Origin of the sequence: Streptomyces sp. KMM 9044, from assembly GCF_024701375.2 — a bacterium.
Lineage (GTDB): Bacteria > Actinomycetota > Actinomycetes > Streptomycetales > Streptomycetaceae > Streptomyces.
In genome coordinates, this window is sequence record NZ_CP113910.1 from 6,305,050 (window position 1) to 6,329,998 (window position 24,949).

Annotated in this window: 20 protein-coding genes and 1 pseudogene; 17 read left to right on the top strand and 4 right to left on the bottom strand. The window is 70.9% G+C overall.

Features of this window, described 5'->3' with window-relative positions:
• Window positions 1–21 precede the first annotated feature (21 nt).
• On the bottom strand, window positions 22–1,677 hold the full coding sequence (locus HUV60_RS28490) for a hypothetical protein (protein WP_257850036.1): 1,656 nt from the start codon (window positions 1,675–1,677) through the stop codon (window positions 22–24).
• A 309-nt stretch (window positions 1,678–1,986) separates the two neighbouring features.
• A complete protein-coding gene (locus HUV60_RS28495; protein ID WP_257850037.1) occupies window positions 1,987–4,182 on the bottom strand; it encodes an elongation factor G-like protein EF-G2 in 2,196 nt (731 codons plus the stop codon).
• 262 nt (window positions 4,183–4,444) lie between these two features.
• Between HUV60_RS28495 and pgsA the strand changes: the two are divergent.
• The 15 genes and pseudogenes from pgsA to HUV60_RS28570 all read left to right on the top strand — a co-directional run bounded on the left by pgsA (window position 4,445) and on the right by HUV60_RS28570 (window position 20,199).
• Window positions 4,445–5,190 (top strand): annotated as a pseudogene (gene pgsA / locus HUV60_RS28500) (phosphatidylinositol phosphate synthase).
• Entirely contained in the window at window positions 5,187–6,119 is a 933-nt protein-coding gene (locus HUV60_RS28505; protein ID WP_257850038.1) for a phosphatidylinositol mannoside acyltransferase, read from the top strand. Before pgsA ends, HUV60_RS28505 begins: the two are co-directional and overlap by 4 nt.
• A complete protein-coding gene (locus HUV60_RS28510) occupies window positions 6,116–7,279 on the top strand; it encodes a glycosyltransferase family 4 protein (RefSeq protein WP_257850039.1) in 1,164 nt (387 codons plus the stop codon). The genes HUV60_RS28505 and HUV60_RS28510 overlap by 4 nt, the downstream gene beginning before the upstream one ends.
• 109 nt (window positions 7,280–7,388) lie before the next feature.
• On the top strand, window positions 7,389–7,931 hold the full coding sequence (locus HUV60_RS28515) for a hypothetical protein (RefSeq protein ID WP_257850040.1): 543 nt from the start codon (window positions 7,389–7,391) through the stop codon (window positions 7,929–7,931).
• A gap of 193 nt (window positions 7,932–8,124) precedes the next feature.
• Window positions 8,125–9,036, top strand: coding sequence for a pyridoxal 5'-phosphate synthase lyase subunit PdxS (gene pdxS, locus HUV60_RS28520; protein ID WP_257850041.1), 912 nt, complete (start codon window positions 8,125–8,127; stop codon window positions 9,034–9,036).
• A 9-nt stretch (window positions 9,037–9,045) separates the two neighbouring features.
• Window positions 9,046–9,651, top strand: a complete 606-nt coding sequence (pdxT, locus tag HUV60_RS28525; protein WP_257850042.1) for a pyridoxal 5'-phosphate synthase glutaminase subunit PdxT — start codon at window positions 9,046–9,048, stop codon at window positions 9,649–9,651.
• A 117-nt stretch (window positions 9,652–9,768) separates the two neighbouring features.
• Complete coding sequence (locus HUV60_RS28530) at window positions 9,769–10,521, top strand: YebC/PmpR family DNA-binding transcriptional regulator (protein WP_257850043.1); 753 nt, start codon at window positions 9,769–9,771, stop codon at window positions 10,519–10,521.
• A gap of 203 nt (window positions 10,522–10,724) precedes the next feature.
• Complete coding sequence (gene ruvC / locus HUV60_RS28535) at window positions 10,725–11,348, top strand: crossover junction endodeoxyribonuclease RuvC (protein WP_257850044.1); 624 nt, start codon at window positions 10,725–10,727, stop codon at window positions 11,346–11,348.
• A complete protein-coding gene (gene ruvA / locus HUV60_RS28540) occupies window positions 11,345–11,950 on the top strand; it encodes a Holliday junction branch migration protein RuvA (protein ID WP_257850045.1) in 606 nt (201 codons plus the stop codon). Before ruvC ends, ruvA begins: the two co-directional genes overlap by 4 nt.
• Window positions 11,951–11,999: 49 nt before the next feature.
• Window positions 12,000–13,070, top strand: coding sequence for a Holliday junction branch migration DNA helicase RuvB (gene ruvB / locus HUV60_RS28545; protein WP_257850046.1), 1,071 nt, complete (start codon window positions 12,000–12,002; stop codon window positions 13,068–13,070).
• A 164-nt stretch (window positions 13,071–13,234) separates the two neighbouring features.
• Window positions 13,235–13,798, top strand: a complete 564-nt coding sequence (yajC, locus tag HUV60_RS28550) for a preprotein translocase subunit YajC (RefSeq protein WP_257850047.1) — start codon at window positions 13,235–13,237, stop codon at window positions 13,796–13,798.
• A 135-nt stretch (window positions 13,799–13,933) separates the two neighbouring features.
• On the top strand, window positions 13,934–15,739 hold the full coding sequence (gene secD / locus HUV60_RS28555; protein ID WP_257851809.1) for a protein translocase subunit SecD: 1,806 nt from the start codon (window positions 13,934–13,936) through the stop codon (window positions 15,737–15,739).
• Window positions 15,740–15,742: 3 nt separating this feature from the next.
• Entirely contained in the window at window positions 15,743–16,858 is a 1,116-nt protein-coding gene (gene secF / locus HUV60_RS28560; protein ID WP_257851808.1) for a protein translocase subunit SecF, read from the top strand.
• A complete protein-coding gene (locus HUV60_RS28565) occupies window positions 16,855–17,403 on the top strand; it encodes an adenine phosphoribosyltransferase (RefSeq protein ID WP_257850049.1) in 549 nt (182 codons plus the stop codon). Before secF ends, HUV60_RS28565 begins: the two co-directional genes overlap by 4 nt.
• Before the next feature lie 219 nt (window positions 17,404–17,622).
• Entirely contained in the window at window positions 17,623–20,199 is a 2,577-nt protein-coding gene (locus HUV60_RS28570) for a RelA/SpoT family protein (RefSeq protein ID WP_257851807.1), read from the top strand.
• A gap of 99 nt (window positions 20,200–20,298) precedes the next feature.
• On the opposite strand, the gene HUV60_RS28575 is transcribed toward HUV60_RS28570, so the two are convergent.
• The gene (locus HUV60_RS28575; RefSeq protein ID WP_257851806.1) at window positions 20,299–21,528 is read right to left on the bottom strand and encodes a DUF349 domain-containing protein; all 1,230 of its coding nucleotides are present in this window, start codon (window positions 21,526–21,528) and stop codon (window positions 20,299–20,301) included.
• Between the two features lie 136 nt (window positions 21,529–21,664).
• Window positions 21,665–22,492, bottom strand: a complete 828-nt coding sequence (locus tag HUV60_RS28580) for a peptidylprolyl isomerase (protein WP_257850298.1) — start codon at window positions 22,490–22,492, stop codon at window positions 21,665–21,667.
• A gap of 180 nt (window positions 22,493–22,672) precedes the next feature.
• Here HUV60_RS28580 and HUV60_RS28585 point away from each other — a divergent pair, with 180 nt between their 5' ends.
• The gene (locus HUV60_RS28585) at window positions 22,673–23,389 is read left to right on the top strand and encodes an MBL fold metallo-hydrolase (protein ID WP_257850050.1); all 717 of its coding nucleotides are present in this window, start codon (window positions 22,673–22,675) and stop codon (window positions 23,387–23,389) included.
• 11 nt (window positions 23,390–23,400) lie between these two features.
• Window positions 23,401–24,663, top strand: coding sequence for a histidine--tRNA ligase (hisS, locus tag HUV60_RS28590; protein ID WP_257850051.1), 1,263 nt, complete (start codon window positions 23,401–23,403; stop codon window positions 24,661–24,663).
• The last annotated feature ends 286 nt before the right edge of the window (window positions 24,664–24,949 follow it).

Here is a 24,949-nt window from a genome sequence, read left to right on the forward strand (position 1 = left end):
GCCCCCGGCCGGGGGCACCCCTCACGCGTCGTACACGTCGGCCTTCTTGGGAGCCGCGTCCTGGACCGCTCCGCTGAGGGACGAGGACCGGGCACCGAACTTCTCCGTGTCCACGCCGTTCTCCTTCAGCACCTTGATCGCCGCCGAGTGCACCGCCCGCAGGACCGGCGTGGCCGCGCGCAGCGCGTCGTCGGCCATGAAACGGTGCCGCCACGGCTTGTCCGCCCAGGCGTGCCGCAGGCCGAAGGGCTCGGGCAGCGAGAGCTTGCCGCCCAGCCAGTAGAGCAGCGGCGGATACCAGGTCAGCGGCGCGCGGGCGGCCAGGCGCACCACCTCGTCGGTGTCGACCAGCGGGAGCTTGACCGTCCTGGTCTCCCAGAACCTGACCGACTTCTGGACCGACTTCTCCTTGGCCGCCGGCTTGCTCGTGAACAGGGGGTGCACCGGGCCCAACGCATGACCGGTGACCTCGATGCGCAGCGTCTCGTGCAGCACCGTCACCGTGATCAGCATGGTGAGGACCAACTGACCGTCCCACAGCGTCCACTGCACGCCCAGGTAGTGCCGGTCACCCGCGCCGAACTGCTGGTTGTTGCAGATCTCCTGTATGGCGTGCGACTTGATCTGGTACGCCTCGACGTCGGTGCCGTCGGGCCGGGACACCGCTCCCGCGTTCTCCCCGATGGGGGTGACGATCCAGTGCCGCACCGTCGGCTTGGGGAAGCCCCCGGTGTGCAGCGGGCCGCGCTCCAGCATGCGCAGCCGGTCGTGAACGGCCTTGATGACGTCCCAGCTGCGGAACGGGTTGATCTCCCGGTCCGGGTCGACCGGGACCAGCTCCTCGGCGAGCTGCCAGCTGCCCCAGCGCGTGCCCATGCCGAGTATCCCCTTGGGCCCGGCGTAGAACACGGAGTTGGACTGCTGCTCGGCGCTGAGCCGGGCCAGCGACTGACGCAACTGCTCGGCGGCCGTCTCACCGGGGCTGCTCGGTACCGCCTCGGGCACCTTGGCGCCCACACTGCCGCCGGAGAGCAGGCTGCTCCAGCGCTCCCTGAGGTCATGGGCCGTGCGCTCGCAGATCCGCTTGGCCCAGAACCAGCCGACCACCGGGGCGACGACACAGGCACGCGCGTACCAGCCCCAGAATCCGTCGAAGGGCATCCGGAGCAGGAAGAGTGCGGCGAGGAGTCCTATCGCGACCAGCAGGACGGTGGCGAGCGCGCCGGCCCGCCTGTCCTCGCGCCTGGCGATGGTGGTGCGGATCTGGAAGACCAGCAGCCAGACCAGCAGGCCGGGCAGGAACAGCAGGCCGCACAGGACCATCACGGCACTCAGCCAGTTGTCCCGCTCCCTGCGGATGCGGTGTGCCGCGAGGCTGTGCTCCACGACCACCTGCGGCTGGGTGCCGAAGGACTGGATGAGCGGTGCCCGCCCGGAACCCAGCATCCGGTCGATGATCGCCCGGGAGAACGCCTCGCCCAGATTCGGCCGGAACAGCGCGATCCGGGGCTCGCCGACGGACGACTTGTGCCACTCGCTGTTGGCCTTGAGTATCTCGTCGGCCTCGTTGTCCCGGTAGGCGGCCGAGGCCAGCGCGAACGTCGGGGTCTGCCCGTCGTCGCCGGTGCTCGGCACCTGCGGACCGAAGAACTCCGCGTAACCGCCTTCAACGGCCATTCCCGCCCCCGATCGCCGCCACTGTCGTCCTGCGGCCTTCCCGACTTCCCTGCCGCGCACACCTGTTGGACTGGTCTTCAGGGTATCCGCAGCCACCGGTGTCCGTCGGTTGACGGCCGAAAGCCGCCCGCCGGTACGAAGCGCGGCCTCTCCACGGGCGCATTCCGCGGCTGCCGGGTGCGTGTCCGGGCGCGGTGATGCGCGGGCGCCCGCGGGGCTGCAGGAGCCGGCCGGCGGGCTCCCGGTGCCTCGTCCGGGCCATGAGGAGGCACCGGCCGCCGTCGGCCGCCCGCTGTCCGCCACCTGCCGTCAGGCGCTGAGCACCCCCGCCCGGACCCGCTCGGCGACCTGCGCCGGCATCGGCTCGTGCCGCACGTACCGGCGGCTGAAGCGCGCGGTGCCGTGCGAGAGCGACCGCAGGGCGACGCCGTACCGGCCGATCTCCATCTCCGGGACCTCCGCCCGGACGAGGGTGCGGCCTCCCGGCGACTGCTCGGTGCCGAGTACCCGGCCGCGCCGGCCGGACAGATCGCTCATCACCGGGCCCACGTAGTCGTCACCGACCAGCACGCTCACCTCGGCCACCGGCTCCAGGAGATGGATCCGCGCGTCCGCAGCCGCCTCCCGCAACGCCAGCGCGCCGGCCGTCTGGAAGGCCGCGTCCGAGGAGTCCACCGAGTGGGCCTTGCCGTCCCGCAGCGTCACCCGTACGTCGGTCAGCGGGTGACCGGCCGCGACTCCTCTGGCGGCCTGCGCCCGTACGCCCTTCTCGACGGACGGGACGAACTGCCGCGGCACCGCGCCGCCGACGACCTTGTCCACGAACTCGACGCCCGAACCGCCCGGGAGCGGCTCCACGTCGATCTCACAGATGGCGAACTGCCCGTGCCCGCCGGACTGCTTGACGTGCCGTCCGCGCCCCGAGGCCCTGGAGCCGAACGTCTCGCGCAGCGGTACCCGGTGGGCCACGACGTCCACCTGGACGCCGTACCGGCCGCGCAGCCGCTCCAGGGCCACGTCCGCGTGGGCCTCGCCCAGACACCACAGGACCACCTGGTGGGTGTCCTGGTTGTGCTCCAGGCGCGTCGTGGGGTCCTCCGCGACGAGGCGGGCCAGTCCCTGCGAGAGCTTGTCCTCGTCCGGCTTGCTGCGCGCCCGGATGGCCAGGGGCAGCAGTGGGTCGGGCATCTCCCAGGGTTCCATCAGGAGGGGGTCGTCCTTGTCGGACAGGGTGTCCCCGGTCTCCGCGCGGCCCAGCTTCGCCACGCACGCGAGATCCCCCGCGATGACGTGGGACACCGGGCGCTGCTGCTTGCCGAACGGTGTGGACAGGGCACCGATCCGTTCGTCGACATCGTGGTCCTCGTGGCCCCGGTCGGCCAGTCCGCGCCCCGAGACGTGCACCGTCTGGTCGGCGCGCAGGGTGCCGGAGAACAGCCGGATCAGCGAGAGCCGTCCGACGTACGGGTCGGACGAGGTCTTGACGACCTCGGCGACCAACGGGGCGTCGGGGTCGCACGGCTTCAGCTCACGCGGTGCGCCGCCGACCGTGGTCACACGCGGTGCGCTGTGTTCCAGCGGGGTCGGGAAGCCGCCGGTGACCAGCCCGAGCAGTTCGACCGTGCCGAGGCCCTGGCGGGCGCCCCCGGCCGCGGGGGCGGCGGCCAGGACGGGGAAGAACACACCGCGCGCGACGGCCTTCTCCAGGTCCTCGATCAGGGTTCCGACGTCGCACGGCTCGCCGCCGAGGTAGCGGTCCATGAGGGTCTCGTCCTCGCTCTCCGCGATGATCCCCTCGATCAGCCGGTTGCGGGCCTCCTCGATCAGGGGCAGCCGGTCCGGGTCGGGCTCGTGCTCCTCGCGTTCGCCGGAGGAGTAGTCGAACAGCTTCTGCGTCAGCAGCCCGATCAGACCCGTCACGGGCGCGTGTCCGTCGGGCCCCTCCGGGCCGTGCAGCGGCAGGTACAACGGCAGCACGGCATCGGGGTCGTCCCCGCCGAACGTCTGCGCGCACACGCGCGTCATCTCGGTGAAGTCCGCGCGGGCCGCTTCCAGGTGCGTGACGACGATGGCCCGCGGCATGCCCACGGCCGCGCACTCGTCCCACACCATGCGGGTCGAACCGTCCACCCCGTCGGAGGCCGAGACGACGAAAAGGGCCGCGTCCGCCGCTCGCAGACCGGCCCTGAGCTCACCGACGAAGTCGGCGTACCCGGGAGTGTCCAACAGATTGATCTTGATGCCGTCCCATTCGAGGGGCACCAGGGAGAGCTGTACCGAGCGCTGCTGCCGGTGCTCGATGTCGTCGTAGTCGGAGACGGTGCCGCCGTCCTCCACCCGGCCCGCCCGGTTCACCGCTCCCGCGGTCAGCGCGAGAGCCTCCACCAAGGTCGTCTTGCCCGATCCGGAGTGGCCGACCAGCACCACGTTCCGTACGGACGCGGGGTGGTCGGCCGCCTGTGCCCTTCCGGCGGCTCCGGGGTGTGTGCGTGCCTTGTCGCCCATGGTCCTGCCTCCCGTGCACGGTGAGGTCACTGTGGGCGCGGACTCGCGGAATCCTCCCCGGGGCCGGCCCGGGGCACCCCGAGCGGTGACGGCTCCGGCGACGCCCGCGGTCCTTCGAGCTTTCCACTCCCGTCACGGTGCGTCCATACGAAGGACGCGATCCCCCTCCCGGCGCCGCTTCGGGACGGGGATCCGCACGCCGGCCGTCCCCCGTGCCGGATCCTCGGGTGCCCGGCGCCGGTCGTCCGCGCGCGTGACTACGATGGGCCAGCCGGTGGCCAGTGGGGCCACGCGGCCACACCGACCGTCGGGAAGGCCATGCTGAACAAGTACGCGCGTGCATTCTTCACGCGTGTCCTCACACCGTTCGCCGCGTTTCTCATCCGGCGGGGGGTCAGCCCGGACACGGTCACGCTCATCGGCACCGCCGGTGTGGTCGCGGGCGCGCTGGTCTTCTACCCCATGGGCGAGTTCTTCTGGGGCACGGTCGTCATCACGCTGTTCGTGTTCTCCGACCTCGTCGACGGCAACATGGCCCGCCAGCTGGGCCGCTCCAGCCGCTGGGGTGCCTTCCTCGACTCCACCCTCGACCGGGTCGCCGACGGGGCCGTCTTCGGCGGCTTCGCCCTGTGGTACGCGGGCGGCGGCGACGACCTCGTCCTGTGCGCCGTGTCGATCTTCTGCCTGGCAAGTGGCCAGGTGGTGTCGTACACCAAGGCGCGCGGCGAGTCGATCGGACTGCCGGTGGCCGTGAACGGGCTGATCGAGCGGGCCGAGCGGCTCGTCGTCTCCCTGGTCGCGGCCGGCCTGGCGGGCCTGCACGCCTTCGGCGTGCCCGGCATCCAGTACCTGCTGCCGGTCGCCCTGTGGATCGTCGCCGTCGGCAGCCTGATCACGCTGATCCAGCGGGTCGTCACGGTGCGCCGGGAGTCCGCCGAGGCGGAGGCCGCCCAGGGACAGGAGGCCGCCGGGGAGCAGGAGGCCCGCGGGAGCGGGGCCGCGAAGTGAGTGTGCGGGACCGCCTGAGCGACGCCCTGTACGGTGCCGGCTGGGCCACCGTCAAGAAGCTGCCCGAACCCGTCGCCGTGCGGCTCGGCCGGACCATCGCCGACATCGTCTGGAAACGGCGCGGCCAGGGCGTGCTGCGACTGGAGAGCAACTACGCGCGCGTGGTGCCGGGCGCGAGCCCCGAGCGGCTCGCCGAACTGTCCCGCGCGGGCATGCGTTCGTACCTGCGGTACTGGATGGAGTCCTTCCGGCTGCCCGCCTGGAGCCCGGAGCACATCGCGAACGGCATCGACATCAAGGACATCCACCACGTGACCGACGGCATGGCGGCCGGCAAGGGCGTCGTCCTCGCGCTGCCGCACCTCGCCAACTGGGATCTCGCGGGAGCCTGGGCCACCACCGGGCTCGGCATCCCGTTCACCACCGTCGCCGAGCGCCTGAAGCCGGAGACGCTGTACGACCGGTTCGTCGCCTACCGTGAGGGCCTCGGCATGGAGGTGCTCCCGCACAGCGGCGGCAGCGCGTTCGGCACGCTGGCCCGACGGCTGCGTGACGGGGGACTGGTCTGCCTGGTCGCCGACCGCGATCTGTCGGCCTCCGGCGTGGAGGTCGAGTTCTTCGGCGAGACCGCGCGGATGCCGGGCGGCCCCGCCCTGCTCGCCCAGCACACAGGGGCGCTGCTGCTGCCGGCGACGCTCTGGTACGACGACTCGCCCGTGATGCGGGGCCGGGTCCATCCGGCGGTCCCGGTTCCGACGTCAGGTACGCGGGCCGAGAAGACGTCCGTCATGACACAGGCGCTGGCCGACGCCTTCGCCACGGGCATCGCCGACCACCCGGAGGACTGGCACATGCTGCAGCGCTTGTGGCTCAAGGATCTCGGTCCCGCGCGGGACCCCGACGAGGACGCCCGGAAGGGGACCCCGTGAGGATCGGCATCGTCTGCCCGTACTCCTGGGACGTGCCGGGCGGCGTCCAGTTCCACATCCGGGACCTGGCCGAGTACTTCATCCGCCAGGGTCACGAGGTGTCCGTCCTCGCCCCGGCCGACGAGGACACCCCGCTGCCGCCGTACGTCGTCTCGGCCGGCCGCGCGGTGCCGGTGCCGTACAACGGCTCGGTGGCCCGGCTCAACTTCGGCTTCCTGTCGGCGGCCCGGGTGCGGCGCTGGCTGCACGAGGGCGCCTTCGACGTGATCCACATCCACGAGCCGACCTCCCCCTCGCTCGGCCTGCTGGCCTGCTGGGCGGCCCGGGGGCCCATCGTCGCGACCTTCCACACGTCCAACCCGCGCTCCAGGGCCATGGTCGCCGCGTACTCCATCCTGCAGGCGGCACTGGAGAAGATCAGCGCGCGGATCGCGGTGAGCGAGTACGCCCGCCGCACGCTCGTCGAACACCTCGGCGGCGACGCCGTGGTGATCCCGAACGGAGTGGACGTCGACTTCTTCGCCCGCGCCGAGCCCGAGCCGAACTGGCAGGGCGGCACGATCGGCTTCATCGGCCGCATCGACGAGCCCCGCAAGGGCCTGCCGGTGCTGATGCGCGCCCTGCCGAAAATCCTCGCCGCCCGCCCGCAGACACGGCTGCTGGTCGCGGGACGCGGCGACGAGAAGGAGGCGGTGCGCACCCTGCCCGCCGAACTCCGTTCCCGGGTCGAGTTCCTCGGCGTGGTCAGCGACGAGGACAAGGCCCGCTTCCTGCGCAGCGTCGACCTGTACGTGGCACCCAACACCGGCGGCGAGAGCTTCGGCATCATCCTGGTCGAGGCGATGTCCGCGGGCGCGCCGGTACTCGCCTCCGACCTGGACGCCTTCGCCCAGGTCCTCGACCGGGGCGCAGCCGGCGAACTGTTCCCCAACGAGGACGCCGACGGGCTCGCCGAGGCCGCGGTACGCCTCCTGGGGGACCCGGAACGGCGCGCGAAGCTGTGCGAGCGGGGCAGCGCCCACGTCCGCCGTTTCGACTGGTCGACCGTCGGCGCGGACATCATGTCCGTCTACGAGACGGTGACCGCCGGGGCCGCGGCGGTGGCGGCCGACGAGCGGACGACGGGGCTGTGGTCGCGCTTCGGGCCGGCGCGGGACTGACGGCGCAGCCCGCGAAGACGGCACCGGTGAACGGCACTTCACCGGTGCCGTCGTCCGCGCCCGGATACCCGGCGAACCCCGGCGGAGCGCCCCGGTAGCCTTGCCGCCCGTGACCGCAACCCTGATCTGGATCCTTGTCGCCCTCGTCGTGATCGGCCTCTACCTGAGCTGGACGGCGGGACGGCTGGACCGGCTGCACGCCCGGATCGACGCCGCCCGTGCCGCACTGGACGCGCAGTTGCTGCGCCGTGCCTCCGTGGCCCAGGAACTGGCCACGTCGGGGGTGCTCGACCCGGCCGCCTCGATCGTGCTCTACGAGGCCGCGCACGCCGCGCGGCAGACGGCGGAGGAACAGCGGGAGGTCGCCGAGAGCGAACTGAGCCAGGCGCTGCGGGCGGTATTCGCCGAGTCGCAGCAGGTGGACGTGGTCAGGGAAGCGCCCGGAGGGGAGGACGCGGCCCTGGAACTCGCCGAGGCGGTCCGCAGGGTGCCCATGGCCCGCCGCTTCCACAACGACGCCGTACGGGCCGCACGCGCCCTGCGCCGGCACCGCAAGGTGCGCTGGTTTCGGCTGGCGGGCCACGCGCCGTTCCCGATGGCGTTCGAAATGGACGACGAACCTCCGGCCGCCCTGGTCGAACGCGCGACCTGATCGGCAGCACTCACCGGCAGCACTCACCGGCAGCACTCACCGGGAGTCCGCGCCGGACGCCCGCGCCGGAGCCGGACCGGGAGCTCCGCCCAAAAGGATCCACCGCCCCTGCATTGGCTCTTGCTGTGGACTGGTGCGTTCGCGTTTCCTCAGTGCTGCAGAAACCCCCTCTTCGCCGTCAGTGAGGTCACTCGTGTCCAGCACGCTCTCCGAAAACCAGGGTCCCGAGACCGGCACCGCCCGCGTGAAGCGCGGCATGGCCGAGCAGCTCAAGGGCGGCGTGATCATGGACGTCGTCACGCCGGAGCAGGCCAGGATCGCCGAGGACGCGGGCGCCGTCGCCGTCATGGCCCTGGAGCGCGTCCCCGCCGACATCCGCAAGGACGGCGGCGTGGCCCGGATGTCCGACCCGGAGATGATCGAGGGAATCATCGAGGCCGTCTCCATCCCGGTCATGGCCAAGTCCCGCATCGGCCACTTCGTCGAGGCGCAGGTGCTGCAGTCGCTCGGCGTCGACTACATCGACGAGTCCGAGGTCCTCACCCCCGCCGACGAGGTCAACCACTCCGACAAGTGGTCGTTCACCACCCCCTTCGTCTGCGGTGCCACCAACCTCGGTGAGGCCCTGCGCCGTATCACCGAGGGCGCCGCGATGATCCGCTCCAAGGGCGAGGCCGGCACCGGAAACGTCGTCGAGGCGGTCCGCCACCTGCGTCAGATCAAGAACGAGATCGCCCGGCTGCGCGGCTTCGACAACCACGAGCTGTACGCCGCCGCCAAGGAACTGCGCGCCCCCCACGAACTGGTCAGGGAGGTCGCCGAACTGGGCAAGCTGCCGGTCGTGCTGTTCTCCGCCGGCGGTGTCGCCACTCCTGCCGACGCCGCTCTGATGCGTCAGCTCGGTGCCGAGGGCGTCTTTGTCGGCTCCGGCATCTTCAAGTCGGGCGACCCGGCCAAGCGGGCGGCCGCCATCGTCAGGGCGACCACCTTCTTCGACGACCCCGAGGTGATCGCGGAGGCGTCCCGCAACCTCGGCGAGGCCATGGTCGGCATCAACTGCGACACCCTCCCCGAGGCCGAGCGCTACGCCAACCGCGGCTGGTAGGTCCCGGGCATGAGTGACATCGTCATCGGTGTCCTGGCCCTCCAGGGCGACGTACGAGAGCATCTCGTCGCCCTGGCCGCGGCCGACGCCGTCGCCAGGCCGGTGCGGCGCCCGGAGGAACTCGCGGAGGTCGACGGCCTCGTCCTTCCCGGCGGGGAGTCCACCACCATCTCCAAGCTGGCCGTCCTGTTCGGCCTGATGGAGCCTCTGCGCGCGCGTGTGCGCGACGGCATGCCGGTCTACGGCACGTGCGCCGGAATGATCCTGCTCGCCGGCAAGATCCTCGACCCGCGCTCCGGCCAGGAGACCGTGGGCGGCATCGACATGATCGTGCGCCGCAACGCGTTCGGACGGCAGAACGAGTCCTTCGAGGCGGCAGTCGACGTCCGGGGCATCACGGGCGGCCCCGTGCACGGGGTCTTCATCCGTGCTCCCTGGGTCGAGTCCGTCGGCGCCGGCGCGGAGGTGATCGCCGAGCACGACGGCCACATCGTCGCCGTCCGCCAGGGCAACGCGCTGGCCACGTCGTTCCACCCGGAACTGACAGGCGATCACCGGGTGCACGGCCTGTTCGTCGACATGGCGCGCGGACACGGGGCGGCCGGCTCCCGGTAGGGCTTGGTCCGGCGTCCTCTGCCTGCCCGGCGGGCGGACGACGGGAAATGTCGGACCGGGCCCTTGTAAGATTCCTGCGTTCGTTGCAGAGATGGGTTACGCGAAGGAGACAGGCAGATGTCCGGCCACTCTAAATGGGCCACGACGAAGCACAAAAAGGCCGTGATCGACGCCAAGCGCGGCAAACTCTTCGCGAAGCTGATCAAGAACATCGAGGTCGCCGCGCGAATGGGCGGTGTCGATCTGGAGGGCAACCCGACTCTCTACGACGCCGTCCAGAAGGCCAAGAAGCAGTCGGTGCCGAACAAGAACATCGACTCCGCCATCAAGCGCGGCGGAGGTCTCGAGGCCGGTGGCGCCGACTACGAGACGATCATGTACGAGGGCTACGGTCCCAACGGCGTCGCGGTACTCATCGAGTGCCTCACCGACAACCGCAACCGCGCGGCCTCCGACGTGCGCGTCGCGATGACCCGCAACGGCGGCTCGATGGCCGACCCGGGCTCGGTGTCGTACCTGTTCCACCGCAAGGGTGTCGTCATCGTTCCCAAGGGCGGGCTGACCGAGGACGACGTCCTCGCCGCCGTCCTGGACGCGGGCGCCGAGGAGGTCAACGACCTCGGTGAGTCCTTCGAGGTGCTCAGCGAGGCCACCGACCTGGTCGAGGTCCGCACCGCTCTGCAGGACGCCGGGATCGACTACGACTCCGCCGAGGCCAACTTCGTCCCGACCATGCAGGTCGAGCTGGACGAGGAGGGCGCCAAGAAGATCTTCAAGCTCATCGACGTACTGGAGGACAGCGACGACGTGCAGAACGTCTTCGCCAACTTCGACGTGAGCGACGAGATCATGGAGAAGGTCGAGGCGTAGCGCCGCCGCGTGCACGACGATCCCGGCGGGCCGGTGGGGGACGGGTCCTCACCGGCCCGCCGCTCCTGTCCGTGGCAGCCGTTAGCCTGGCACACGTCAAGGATCACCGTCCGCCGGACCGCAACCATCGATTGAGGAACCCCGACGGTGATCAACCAGGTCTGCGAGAGCGGCGGCGGGTCAGCCGCGAAGAGGGGTGCAGGGTGCGCGTGCTGGGGGTGGACCCGGGACTGACGAGGTGCGGTGTCGGGGTGGTCGAAGGGGTCGCAGGGCGGCCGCTGGTCATGCTCGGCGTGGGTGTCGTGCGCACGCACACCGACGCCGACCTCGGGCACCGTCTCGTCGCCGTCGAGCAGGGCCTCGAGCAGTGGCTGGACGAATACCGGCCGGAGTTCGTCACCGTCGAGCGCGTCTTCAGCCAGCACAACGTCCGTACGGTGATGGGCACCGCCCAGGCGAGCGCCGTCGCCCTGCTGTGCGCCTCCCGCCGCGGGATCCCGGTCGCCCTGCACACCCCCAGCGAGGTCAAGGCGGCCGTGACCGGTTCCGGGCGTGCGGACAAGGCCCAGGTCGGTGCGATGGTCACCCGCCTGCTCCGGCTCGACGCGCCTCCGAAGCCCGCCGACGCGGCCGACGCCCTCGCCCTCGCCATCTGCCACATCTGGCGGGCCCCTGCGCAGAACCGGCTCCAGCAGGCCGCCGCCCTGCACGCCTCACGCACCGCCGTGCGCACGGCCGTCTCCAGGGCGTCCGGCCCGAGAACACACACAGCACCGAATCCGTTGCCCGGCCCATCGCCCGACCCATCGAAGGGGCGCACCGCATGATCGCCTTCGTCAGCGGCACCGTCGCCGCACTCGCACCCGACGTCGCGGTCGTCGAGGTCGGCGGTGTCGGCATGGCCGTCCAGTGCACGCCGAACACGCTGTCCACGCTGCGCGTGGGCCAGGCCGCCCGGCTCGCCACCTCCCTCGTCGTGCGCGAGGACTCGCTCACCCTCTACGGCTTCGCGGACGACGACGAGAGGCAGACCTTCGTCCTGCTGCAGACCGCCAGCGGTGTCGGCCCCCGCCTCGCCCAGGCCATGCTGGCCGTGCACACCCCGGACGCGCTGCGCCGCGCGGTCGCGACCGCAGACGAGAAGGCGCTCACCGCCGTTCCCGGCATCGGCAAGAAGGGCGCCCAGAAGCTGCTCCTGGAGCTGAAGGACCGCCTCGGCGCACCGGTGGGGGCGGCGGTCTCGGCGAGCCCCGTCACCGCGGGCTGGCGCGACCAGCTGCACGCCGCCCTGATCGGTCTCGGCTACGCGGCGCGCGAGGCCGAGGAGGCCGTCGCCGCCGTCACCCCCCAGGCAGAGGCGGCCGAGGGCACACCCCAGGTGGGCGCCCTGCTGAGGGTGGCCCTGCAGACCCTGAACCGCGCCCGCTAGCCCTGTATCCCTCGCACCGCCCGCCGCCCCGCCCGGCTAGGAGACTTCAGTGAACTGGGACGACACGACCGACCCCACGGCCGCCGAGCGGCTGGTGGGATCCGTCGCCGACGGGGAGGACCAGGCAGTCGAGGCCGCCCTGCGCCCCAGGGACCTGGACGAGTTCATCGGCCAGGAGAAGGTCCGCGAGCAGCTCGACCTCGTGCTGCGCGCCGCACGCGCGCGCGGCGCCACCGCCGACCACGTGCTGCTCTCCGGCGGCCCCGGCCTCGGCAAGACCACCCTCTCCATGATCATCGCGGCCGAGATGGAAGCCCCCATCCGCATCACCTCGGGACCGGCCATCCAGCACGCCGGCGACCTCGCCGCGATCCTCTCCTCCCTCCAGGAGGGTGAGGTCCTCTTCCTCGACGAGATCCACCGCATGTCCCGGCCCGCCGAGGAGATGCTCTACATGGCGATGGAGGACTTCCGCGTCGACGTCATCGTCGGCAAGGGCCCAGGCGCCACCGCCATCCCCCTCGAACTGCCGCCCTTCACCCTGGTCGGCGCCACCACCCGGGCGGGCCTGCTGCCACCCCCGCTGCGTGACCGTTTCGGCTTCACCGCGCACATGGAGTTCTACGAGCCCACCGAGCTGGAGCGGGTCGTCCACCGCTCGGCGAGCCTCCTGGACGTGGGGATAGAGGCCGACGGCGCCGCCGAGATCGCCGGCCGTTCGCGCGGCACGCCCCGCATCGCCAACCGCCTGCTGCGCCGCGTCCGCGACTACGCGCAGGTCAAGGCCGACGGATGGATCACCAGGGAGATCGCCGAGGCGGCCCTCGCGGTCTACGAGGTCGACGCCCGCGGCCTCGACCGGCTCGACCGGGCGGTGCTGGAGGCCCTGCTCAAGCTGTTCGGCGGCGGCCCCGTCGGCCTGTCCACGCTCGCCGTCGCGGTGGGGGAGGAGCGGGAGACCGTGGAAGAGGTCGCCGAACCCTTCCTCGTACGGGAGGGGCTGCTCGCCCGTACCCCGCGCGGCCGGGTCGCCACGCCGGCTGCCTGGGTGCATCTCGGCCTTGCCCCGCCCGGCTCCCAGGCTGCCGGAAACGGACAACGGGACCTGTTCGGGGCGTGAGGCGGACGGCACTGGCCACGCCAGGAACCCCGGTGCCATGCTGAGCGTTGTTCCCTGCGCGCGAACTCGCCTAGACTCCGCCGGTGCCACCCTTGTCGGCGGCATCACATACCCCCAACCATCAGGCCGTTCACCATCGCGGTCGTGTGAAGGAAGTCCGACCCGTGAGTCTCCTGACCCTCCTCCCGTTCATTGTGCTCATCGGGGCCATGTTCCTGATGACCCGGTCGGCCAAGAAGAAGCAGCAGCAGGCCATCGATATGCGGAACCAGATGCAGCCGGGTTCCGGTGTCCGCACGATCGGGGGTATGTACGCCACGGTGAAGGAGGTCAGTGACGAGACAGTTCTCCTCGACTCCGGTCCCGGCGTGGAGCTGCTGTTCGCGAAGAACTCCATCGGCGCCGTCCTGACCGACGACGAGTACAACCGCATCGTTCACGGCATCGAGCACGACCTGAAGTCCGACGCCGATGCCGTTCCCGACGACGCCTCCTCCCTCACCGAGACCGACGACGACTCCTCCTCCGCCGCCTCCGACGACGCGCCGGTCGATTTCGGAAAGAAGGACGCGGCCGACACCGCCGGCGCAGAGCCCGCCGACACCGCCGGCGCAGAGCCCGCCGACACCGCCGGCGCAGAGCCCGCCGACGCCGACGCCGACACCGCGGACAAGACGAAGACGGACGAGCAGGCGAAGAAGTCCGACGGCGGTTCCGAGGCGAAGTAGTCGTGTCCCGGGGTGCGCGGGCCGTACCGCCCGCGCACCCCGGGACATGCCCAGCTCGCGCGGCACCCCGAGACCATGGCACGGCCGCCCGTCCGTCGACCGGGCGCGAGGCGGCCCGAGAGGGAGTACGAGAAGGTGGCAGCACTCAAAAAGGGACGCAACGCGAGCGCCACAGGCAAACCGTGGCGCTCGCTGGCCCTGATCCTGATCGCCATCGTGGCGCTCACCGGGGGGATGTTCGCCTCCGGCCACACCACTCCGCGTCTGGGCATCGACCTCGCCGGCGGCACCAGCATCACGCTGGCAGCCGTCCCCGAGGCCGGTCAGGAATCCGCGATCAACCCGACCAACATGGCGACCGCGGTCTCCATCATGGAGCGTCGTGTCAACGGCCTCGGTGTCTCCGAGGCCGAGGTCCAGACGCAGGGTGACCGCAACATCATCGTCAACATTCCCAAGGGCACCAACTCCGAACAGGCCCGGGAACAGGTCGGCACCACCGCCAAGCTCTACTTCCGTCCGGTCGTCTCCACCGAGCTCGCCGCGGGCGGTGCCGCTCCCACGCCGAGCGGCACCGGTGACACCTCCGCCGAGGGCGCCGAGGACACCGACGGCGACAAGGCCACCGACGGCGCGAGCGAGGGGGAGGCCACGGACAAGACCACCGACGAGGGGTCCCCGTCCGCCTCCACCAGCCCCTCGGCGAGCGCCACCACCCAGGGCCGTGCGGTCACCGAGGCCCTGAAGGCCGACCCCACCCCGTCCACGACCGCCGGCGGCTCCGCCGAGGCCAGCCCTTCCGGGCCCGCGACGGACGGCGCCGCCGAGGCCGACAACGAACTCCAGGCCCAGTACGCCGCGCTCGACTGCACCAAGGCGAGCGTCCGCGCCACCGCCGGTGACGGAGCCAAGGCCACCGACTCGACCGTGGCCTGCGGCCAGAACTCCCAGGGCCAGTGGCAGAAGTACGTCCTCGGCCCAGCCGCCGTCGACGGCACGGACGTCGACGACGCCCAGGCGATCCTCAACACGCAGACCGGTGCCGGCTGGACCGTCACCATGGACTTCACGGACGAGGGCAGCAAGAAGTTCGCCGACATCACCGGCCAGCTCGCCCAGAACCCGTCCCCGCAGAACCAGTTCGCCATCGTCCTGGACAACGAGGTCGTCTCCGACCCGTACGTCAGTCAGGCCCTCACCGGCGGCAACGCGGAGATCTCCGGCAACTTCACCCAGAAGTCGTCCGAGGAACTCGCCAACATGCTGTCCTACGGCGCCCTGCCGCTGACGTTCCGCGAGGACAGCGTCACCACCGTCACCGCCGCGCTCGGCGGAGAACAGCTCGAGGCCGGCCTGATCGCCGGCGCGATCGGCGTCGCCCTGGTCGTTCTGTACCTGCTGCTCTACTACCGCGGCCTGTCGTTCATCGCCATCGTCTCGCTGCTGGTGTCCGCCTCCCTCACCTACGTGATCATGGCGCTGCTCGGCCCGACCATCGGCTTCGCGCTGAACCTGCCGGCCGTCTGCGGCGCCATCGTCGCGATCGGCATCACGGCGGACTCGTTCATCGTGTACTTCGAACGGGTGCGGGACGAGATCCGCGAGGGCCGCGTCCTGCGCACCGCCGTGGAGCGTGCCTGGCCGCGTGCCCGGCGCACCATCCTGGTCTCGGACTTCGTGTCCTTCCTCGCCGCCGCGGTGCTCTTCGTGGTCTCCGTCGGCAAGGTCCAGGGCTTCGCGTTCACACTCGGCCTGACCACGCTGCTCGACGTCGTGGTGGTGTTCCTGTTCACCAAGCCGCTGCTGACGCTGATGGCCCGCCGGAAGTTCTTCGCGAGCGGCCACAAGTGGTCCGGCCTGGATCCGAAGGCCCTCGGGGCGAAGCCCCCGATCCGCCGTACCCGCCGCCACTCCGCCCCCGCCCAGACGAAGGAGGCGTGAGAGATGTCGAAGCTCGGTCAGCTCGGCGCCCGGCTGCACCACGGTGAGGTCGGCTACGACTTCATCAAGAACCGCAAGATCTGGTACGGCGTCTCCATCCTGATCACCGTCGTGGCCATCGTCGGCCTGGCGGTGCGCGGCCTGCACATGGGCATCGAGTTCCAGGGCGGGGCGGTCTTCACCACCCCGAAGAACATGAGCGCCTCGGTCTCCCAGGCCGAGGAGTACGCGGAAGAGGCCTCCGGGCACGACGCCATCGTCCAGAAGCTCGGTGACGGCAGCCTGCGCATCCAGATCGCGGCCATCGACACCAGCACCTCGGACAGGATCAAGACGGCGCTCTCCGAGGACCTGGGCGTCGAGGCGGAGCAGATCAACGCCGACCTGGTCGGACCCAGCTGGGGCGAACAGATCGCCAACAAGGCGTGGCAGGGCCTCGGCATCTTCCTGGTCCTGGTCGTGATCTATCTGGCGATCGCCTTCGAGTGGCGCATGGCCCTCGCCGCGTTCATCGCGCTGATCCACGACATCACCATCACCGTCGGTGTCTACGCCCTCGTGGGCTTCGAGGTCACACCGGGCACGGTGATCGGTCTGCTGACCATCCTCGGCTATTCGCTCTACGACACGGTCGTGGTGTTCGACAGCCTCAAGGAACAGACCAAGGACATCACCAAACAGTCCCGCTGGACCTACAGCGAGATCGCCAACCGCTCCATCAACGGCACCCTGGTCCGTTCCGTCAACACCACGGTGGTCGCGCTGCTGCCGGTGGCGGGCCTGCTGTTCATCGGTGGTGGTGTCCTCGGCGCCGGCATGCTGAACGACATCTCGCTGTCCCTGTTCGTCGGCCTCGCCGCCGGCGCGTACTCGTCGATCTTCATCGCCACCCCGCTCGTCGCCGACCTCAAGGAACTCGAGCCGTCGATGAAGTCCCTGAAGAAGCGCGTCCTGGCCAAGCGCGCCCAGGGCACCGGCACGGACGACGAGCCGGGGGAGGCCCGGGTGCCCGACGACGGTCACGACGACGGGCCGGACGCCGCCGCTGCCGCCGTCGTCGGCCCCCGCAGCCAGTCCGCGTCCCGTGGCCGCGGCCGACCTTCGGGAAAGCGCCGATGACCGAACTCACCGATGTCCCCGCACTGCTGCTGAGCCGCATCCGGGACGTGGCGGACCACCCGGAGCCGGGCGTGATGTTCAAGGACATCACCCCGCTCCTGGCCGACCCGGCGGCGTTCGGCGCCCTCAGTGACGCCCTCGCGGAGATCGCAGGACGCACCGGCGCCACCAAGGTCGTCGGCCTGGAGGCCCGCGGTTTCATCCTCGGTGCCCCGGTCGCCGTCCGCGCGGGCCTCGGCTTCATCCCCGTGCGCAAGGCGGGCAAGCTCCCCGGAGCCACGCTCAGCCAGGCGTACGACCTGGAGTACGGCTCCGCCGAGATCGAGGTGCACGCCGAGGACCTCGACGCCACCGACCGCGTCCTGGTGATCGACGACGTGCTCGCCACCGGCGGCACCGCCGAGGCGTCGGTCCAGCTCATCCGCAGGGCGGGCGCCGAGGTCGTGGGCCTCGCCGTGCTGATGGAGCTCGGCTTCCTCGGTGGCCGGGCGCGCGTGGAACCGGCTCTGGCCGGCGCGCCGCTGGAGGCACTGCTCACGATCTGACAAGCGACGCAGAACGCCGTTCCCCAGCGCCGCACGACGTGGGACGGGCGCGACGGACACCGCACGGGGCGGGCACCGGAGGAATCCGGCGCCCGCCCCGTGCGTTTCACGGGGAAACGGTCCGCACACCGGTCCGAAGGAGATCCGCCGGCCCGGGATGGCTACCATGGGGGCTCCGGAACCTGACCTGGGGACCCGGATCGCGTACGAGGAGTCCTCTTGGCAGACGAGGCCCAGCACCTGACCGCAGACAAGCCCGAGTCCGGCTCGGCTGCCGCGGCCAAGCCCGTGCCGAGCGCGCCCCACGCGAAGAACGACCCGCGCGGGCCGGTCCGGCATGCCCAGGCCGCCGCCGCCGAGAAGCCCGAGCAGCCACGCCCCAAACCGTTCCCCGCTCCCGACGCCGACCGCGCGGGGGAATCCCCGTCGCCCGACCGCCCCGCCCCCGTAGGCCGCCCCAACAGCGGGCAGCCGTCCCGTTCCGGCTCCTCCAACCGCGTCCGTGCCCGGCTCGCCCGGCTCGGTGTCCAGCGCGCCAACCCGTACAACCCGGTGCTGGAGCCGCTGCTGCGGATAGTGCGCGGCAACGACCCCAAGATCGAGAACGCCACGCTCCGCCAGATCGAGAGCGCCTACCAGGTCGCCGAGCGCTGGCACCGCGGCCAGAAGCGCAAGAGCGGCGACCCGTACATCACGCACCCGCTCGCCGTCACCACCATCCTCGCCGAGCTGGGTATGGACCCGGCCACCCTGATGGCCGGCCTGCTGCACGACACGGTGGAGGACACCGAGTACGGGCTGGAGCAGCTCCGCCGCGACTTCGGTGACACCGTCGCCCTGCTGGTCGACGGCGTCACCAAGCTGGACAAGGTCAAGTTCGGCGAGGCCGCGCAGGCCGAGACCGTGCGCAAGATGGTCGTCGCCATGGCCAAGGACCCCCGTGTCCTGGTCATCAAGCTCGCCGACCGTCTGCACAACATGCGCACCATGCGTTACCTCAAGCGCGAGAAGCAGGAGAAGAAGGCGCGCGAGACCCTGGAGATCTACGCGCCGCTCGCCCACCGGCTGGGCATGAACACCATCAAGTGGGAGCTGGAGGACCTCGCCTTCGCGATCCTCTACCCCAAGATGTACGACGAGATCGTCCGCCTGGTCGCCGAGCGCGCCCCCAAGCGCGACGAGTACCTGGCGATCGTCACCGACGAGGTCCAGCAGGACCTGCGCGCGGCCCGCATCAAGGCGACCGTCACCGGCCGCCCCAAGCACTACTACAGCGTCTACCAGAAGATGATCGTCCGCGGCAGGGACTTCGCGGAGATCTACGACCTGGTGGGCATCCGCGTCCTCGTGGACACCGTCCGCGACTGCTACGCGGCCCTCGGCACGGTGCACGCGCGATGGAATCCGGTCCCCGGCCGGTTCAAGGACTACATCGCGATGCCCAAGTTCAACATGTACCAGTCGCTGCACACGACGGTCATCGGCCCCGGCGGCAAGCCGGTCGAGCTGCAGATCCGCACGTTCGACATGCACCGCCGCGCCGAGTACGGCATCGCCGCGCACTGGAAGTACAAGCAGGAGGCCGTCGCCGGCGCCTCGAAGGTGCGCACCGACGCCGCCCCGGGCAGGTCCGGCAAGGCCGACAAGGACTCCGCCGGCGTCAACGACATGGCGTGGCTGCGGCAGCTGCTCGACTGGCAGAAGGAGACCGAGGACCCCGGAGAGTTCCTGGAGTCCCTGCGCTTCGACCTGTCCCGCAACGAGGTCTTCGTCTTCACCCCCAAGGGCGACGTCATCGCGCTCCCCGCGGGCGCCACCCCGGTGGACTTCGCGTACGCGGTCCACACAGAGGTCGGCCACCGCACCATAGGAGCCCGGGTCAACGGCCGGCTCGTACCGCTCGAGTCGACCCTGGACAACGGCGACCTGGTGGAGGTCTTCACCTCCAAGGCGGCCGGCGCGGGCCCCTCCCGGGACTGGCTCGGCTTCGTCAAGTCGCCGCGTGCCCGCAACAAGATCCGCGCCTGGTTCTCCAAGGAGCGCCGCGACGAGGCGATCGAGCAGGGCAAGGACGCCATCGTCCGCGCGATGCGCAAGCAGAACCTGCCGATCCAGCGCATCCTCACCGGCGACTCCCTGGTCACCCTCGCGCACGAGATGCGCTACTCGGACATCTCCGCGCTGTACGCGGCGATCGGCGAGGGCCACGTCGCCGCGCAGAACATCGTCCAGAAGCTGGTGCAGGCCCTCGGCGGCGAGGAGGCGGCCACCGAGGAGATCGACGAGTCGGTGCCGCCGGCCCGCGGCCGGGGACGCAAGCGCCGCTCCAACGCCGATCCCGGCGTCGTCGTCAAGGGCGTCGACGACGTCTGGGTCAAGCTGGCCCGCTGCTGCACACCGGTCCCCGGCGACCCGATCATCGGCTTCGTCACCCGTGGCAGCGGCGTCTCCGTCCACCGCAGCGACTGCGTGAACATCGACTCGCTCTCCCGTGAGCCCGAGCGCATCCTCGAGGTCGAGTGGGCGCCCTCCCAGTCCTCGGTGTTCCTCGTCGCCATCCAGGTGGAGGCCCTGGACCGCTCCCGCCTGCTCTCGGACGTCACCCGCGTGCTGTCCGACCAGCACGTCAACATCCTCTCTGCGGCTGTCCAGACCTCCCGTGACCGAGTCGCCACCTCCCGCTTCACCTTCGAGATGGGCGACCCGAAGCACCTCGGGCACGTCCTGAAGGCGGTGCGGGGCGTGGAGGGCGTCTACGACGTGTACCGGGTGAACTCGGCCCGCAACCGGACGTAGGGTCCGTCCGGCCGCAGCGCACGACACGCACGGCAGAGGGGCTCCCGTACACGCGGTACGGGAGCCCCTCTCACCTCGCGGTGACGGTGACGGCGGTCGTCAGCCGCCGAACTCCTGCAGACCCTTCAGAGCCTGGTCCAGGAGTGCCTGGCGCCCCTCCAGCTCACTCTCGAGCTTCCGGGCCCTGGCGTCGTTGCCCTGCGCCCGTGCCTGCTCGATCTGGCCCTTCAGCTTGTCCACGGCCGCCTGGAGCTGACCGGTCAGACCCTCGGCACGCGCGCGGGCCTCCGGGTTGCTCCGGCGCCACTCGGCCTCCTCGGCCTCCTGCATGGCCCGCTCGACGGTGTGCATCCGGCCCTCGACCTTCGGCCGGGCGTCCCGCGGCACGTGGCCGATGGCTTCCCACCGCTCGTTGAGCGCGCGGAACACGGCGCGGGCGGCCTTCAGGTCCGTGATCGGCAGGAGCTTCTCGGCCTCCCCGGCCAGCTCCTCCTTGAGCTTGAGATTCTCCGTCTGCTCCGCGTCACGCTCGGCGAAGACCGAGCCGCGAGCGGCGAAGAAGACGTCCTGGGCACCGCGGAAGCGGTTCCACAGGTCCTCCTCGTGCTCGCGCTGGGCGCGGCCCGCGGTCTTCCACTCCGACATCAGGTCCCGGTAGCGCGCCGCCGTCGCACCCCAGTCCGTCGACTTCGACAGCGTCTCGGCCTCCGCGACCAGACGTTCCTTGGTCTTGCGGGCCTCCTCGCGCTGCGCGTCCAGGTGCGCGAAGTGCTGCTTGCGCCGCTTGGAGAACGCCGACCGCGCGTGTGAGAAGCGGTGCCACAGCTCGTCGTCGGACTTGCGGTCCAGTCGCGGCAGGCCCTTCCAGGTGTCCACCAGCGCCCGCAGCCGCTCACCGGCCGCCCGCCACTGGTCGGAACCCGCCAGCTCCTCCGCCTCGGCGACCAGAGCCTCCTTGGCCTTGCGCGCCTCGTCGGACTGCTTCGCCCGCTGCGCCCTGCGCTCCTCGCGCCGGGCGTCCACCAGCTCCACGAGCTTGTCCAGCCGCACCCGGAGGGCAGCCAGGTCACCGACCGCGTGATGGGCGTCGACCTGCTCGCGCAGGTGCCCGATCGCCGTCGTGGCGTCCTTCGAGGACAGGTCGGTGGTCCTCACCCGCTTCTCGAGGAGGCCGATCTCCACAACCAGGCCCTCGTACTTGCGCTCGAAGTAGGCCAGAGCCTCCTCGGGGGAGCCCGCCTGCCAGGAACCGACGACCTGCTCTCCGTCGGCCGTACGCACGTACACGGTCCCCGTCTCGTCGACGCGGCCCCACGGGTCGCTGCTCACAGCGCCTCCTCCACATGATGCCTGCGGGGGCTCTGCTGCCCCCGGGCATCGTCCACAGTTTTCGTCACGGCCAATCTAGGCGACCGACGGGATGCCTGTCCGCATCCCGCGCGACCGAAATTCCGCGGTGAAGCGGTCAGGATTCGCTGACAGTGGCCTTGTCGATGACGACCGTCGCGTTGGGGGCACCGTCACCCGCTCCGGTGCTGTCACCGGCCTCGGCGATCTTCTTCAGGACCTTCAGGCCGTCCGCCGAGACGGTGCCGAACGGCGTGTAGCTCGGCGGCAGCGGACTGTCCTCGTACACCAGGAAGAACTGGCTGCCGCCGCTGTCCTTCTGCCCGGTGTTCGCCATGGCCACGGTGCCCGCAGGGTAGGTGTCGTCCTTGAGGCTCTTGTCCTTCAGGTTCTCGTCCGGAATCGTGTAGCCGGGGCCGCCGGTGCCGGTGCCCGTCGGGTCACCGCACTGCAGCACGTAGATGCCGTTGGTGGTGAGCCGGTGGCACGTGCTGTGGTCGAAGTAGCCCTCACCCGCGAGGAACTCGAACGAGTTGACGGTGTGCGGGGCCGCCGACGCCTTCAGCGCCATGTCGATCGTGCCGCAGGTCGTCTCGAGCGTCATCGTGTACTTCGCCGACTCGTCGATGGACATCGCCGGCTCCTTCTTCCAGGTCTTCGAGGCGACCTTGCCCTCCGCCGGCTTCTCGCACGGATCGGGCGCCTTGCTCGGCGCCTCGGCGCTGGGTGTGGCCTCCGCGTTCGCGTTGGACTTGTCCTGGTCCTCGTCCTGGTCGAACGCCCCGGCCGTGTACAGCCCGAGGCTGCCGACCAGGACCACACCGAGGGCGGACGCGATCACCGAGTTGCGGACCCGCGACTTGCGGCGCGCCTCGGTACGCCGCTGCTGCTGCCGCAAGAACTTCTCCCGGGCGAGCTGACGCCGCCGCTGCTCCTGGCTGACCACCGGGTTACTCCTCATGCCTCTCGTGTGCCGACCGAATACGCGTGCGGGCGGCGGGCCGACTGACTGCGTGTGTCCCGTACCGTATATGGGTTGGCTGAGGAAACGGCAGCGCCGGTAGGCTCTGCCCACGGGCGCGAGCCCCGTGGCAAGCCTCCCGTACCGACACAACGAAGGACGAACGTGCTCATTGCCGGGTTCCCCGCCGGGGCCTGGGGGACGAACTGTTATCTCGTCGCCCCCGCCGCCGGTGAGGAGTGCGTGATCATCGACCCCGGCCATCAGGCCGCCCCCGGAGTCGAGGAGGCGGTCCGCAAGCACCGGCTGAAGCCCGTCGCCGTCGTCCTCACCCACGGCCACATCGACCACGTGGCCTCGGTCGTCCCCGTGTGCGGCGCGCACGACGTGCCGGCCTGGATCCACCCCGACGACCGGTACATGATGAGCGACCCCGAGAAGGGCATCGGCCGTGCCATCGGCATGCCGCTCATGGGCGAGCTGAGCGTCGGGGAACCGGCCGACGTCAAGGAACTGGCCGACGGAGCCAAGCTCGGCCTGGCCGGACTGGAGCTGACGGTCGCGCACGCGCCGGGCCATACCAGGGGGTCGGTGGCCTTCGGCCTGCCCGAGGCGGCGGACATCCCGCCGGTGTTCTTCTCGGGCGACCTACTGTTCGCCGGCTCCGTCGGACGCACCGACCTGCCCGGCGGTGACATGGCCGACCTGCTCGACTCGCTGGCCCGCGTGTGCCTGCCGCTCGACGACTCGACCGTGGTGCTGTCCGGACACGGCCCCCAGACGACCATCGGCCAGGAGCGCGCCACCAACCCGTATCTGCGGCAGGTGACGGCGGACCGTCAAGGACGCGGCGCCGCCGAAGCTCCCCGACGAGGAATGTGACAAGACCTTCCGTGAGCACCTTCAAGGCCCCCAAGGGCACCTACGACCTGATCCCGCCGGACAGCGCCAAGTACCTCGCCGTCCGCGAGGCCATCGCCGCCCCGCTGCGCGGCTCCGGCTACGGCTACGTCGAGACGCCCGGCTTCGAGAACGTCGAGCTGTTCGCGCGCGGTGTCGGTGAGTCCACCGACATCGTCACCAAGGAGATGTACGCCTTCGAGACCAAGGGCGGCGACCGGCTCGCCCTACGGCCCGAGGGCACGGCCTCCGTGCTGCGCGCGGCTCTCGAGGCCAACCTGCACAAGGCGGGCAACCTCCCGGTCAAGCTCTGGTACTCCGGCTCGTACTACCGCTACGAGCGCCCTCAGAAGGGCCGCTACCGTCACTTCTCCCAGGTCGGCGCCGAGGCGATCGGGGCCGAGGACCCGGCGCTCGACGCCGAGCTGATCATCCTTGCCGACCAGGCGTACCGCTCCCTGGGGCTCAGGGAATTCCGCATCCTGCTGAACTCCCTGGGAGACAAGGAGTGCCGCCCCGTCTACCGTGCCGCGCTCCAGGACTTCCTGCGCGGTCTCGACCTGGACGAGGACACCCTGCGCCGCGCGGAGATCAACCCGCTGCGTGTCCTGGACGACAAGCGGGAGGCGGTGCAGAAGCAGCTGACCGGCGCCCCGCTGCTGCGCGACTACCTGTGCGACGCCTGCAAGGCGTACCACGAGGAGGTCCGCGAGCTGCTCACGGCCGCGGGCGTCGCCTACGAGGGCGACCCCAGGCTGGTGCGGGGGCTGGACTACTACACGCGCACCACCTTCGAGTTCGTCCACGACGGTCTGGGCTCCCAGTCCGCGGTGGGCGGCGGAGGCCGCTACGACGGTCTCTCGGAGATGATCGGCGGCCCCGCGCTGCCGTCCGTCGGCTGGGCGCTCGGCGTCGACCGCACCGTGCTGGCCCTGGAGGCAGAGGGCGTCGAGCTCGAACTCCCGGCCACCACCAGCGTGTTCGCCGTCCCGCTCGGCGAGGAGGCCCGCCGGGTACTGTTCGCCAAGGTCACCGAACTGCGCAAGAACGGCGTCGCCGCCGACTTCGCCTACGGCGGCAAGGGCCTGAAGGCGGCGATGAAGGCAGCCAACCGCTCGGGCGCGCGCTACGCCCTGGTGCTCGGCGAGCGCGACCTCGCCGAGGGAGTCGTCCAGCTCAAGGACATGGATTCCGGCGAGCAGACCGCGGTGGGCGTCAACGAGATCGTGGCCGAGCTGGAGGCCCGGCTCGGCTGACTTCCGTCCCTGCCCCCACGCGCACGAAGGCGCCGTCGTGCCCCGAAAGCACCGGCGCCTTCGTCGTCGATGCGCGTCGTCGCGTCAATGCCTCGGACGTCGATTCCCTCGATCGGGGACTTAGTGGTCCGCTCCGTAAGTCCTTCGGGGGTTGACTGCGGAGGCGGTGCTGTGGAGGCGGCTAGCGCTGCGTCAGGCAACGTTGGCCCCGTCGTGCGCCTGGCCGCGCTCTTCCGGGTCACCCATGCGGGGCCACTCCGCGGCCGATCCTGCGCCTTGCCCTGCA

What these genes read in the sequence shown, in the direction of transcription:
- HUV60_RS28490 (WP_257850036.1), bottom strand. Translation starts at nt 1,677, where the DNA reads ATGGCCGTTGAAGGCGGTTACGCGGAGTTCTTCGGTCCGCAGGTGCCG.
- HUV60_RS28495 (WP_257850037.1), bottom strand. Translation starts at nt 4,182, where the DNA reads ATGGGCGACAAGGCACGCACACACCCCGGAGCCGCCGGAAGGGCACAG.
- pdxT (WP_257850042.1), top strand. Translation starts at nt 9,046, where the DNA reads ATGAGTGACATCGTCATCGGTGTCCTGGCCCTCCAGGGCGACGTACGA.
- HUV60_RS28530 (WP_257850043.1), top strand. Translation starts at nt 9,769, where the DNA reads ATGTCCGGCCACTCTAAATGGGCCACGACGAAGCACAAAAAGGCCGTG.
- ruvA (WP_257850045.1), top strand. Translation starts at nt 11,345, where the DNA reads ATGATCGCCTTCGTCAGCGGCACCGTCGCCGCACTCGCACCCGACGTC.
- secF (WP_257851808.1), top strand. Translation starts at nt 15,743, where the DNA reads ATGTCGAAGCTCGGTCAGCTCGGCGCCCGGCTGCACCACGGTGAGGTC.
- HUV60_RS28565 (WP_257850049.1), top strand. Translation starts at nt 16,855, where the DNA reads ATGACCGAACTCACCGATGTCCCCGCACTGCTGCTGAGCCGCATCCGG.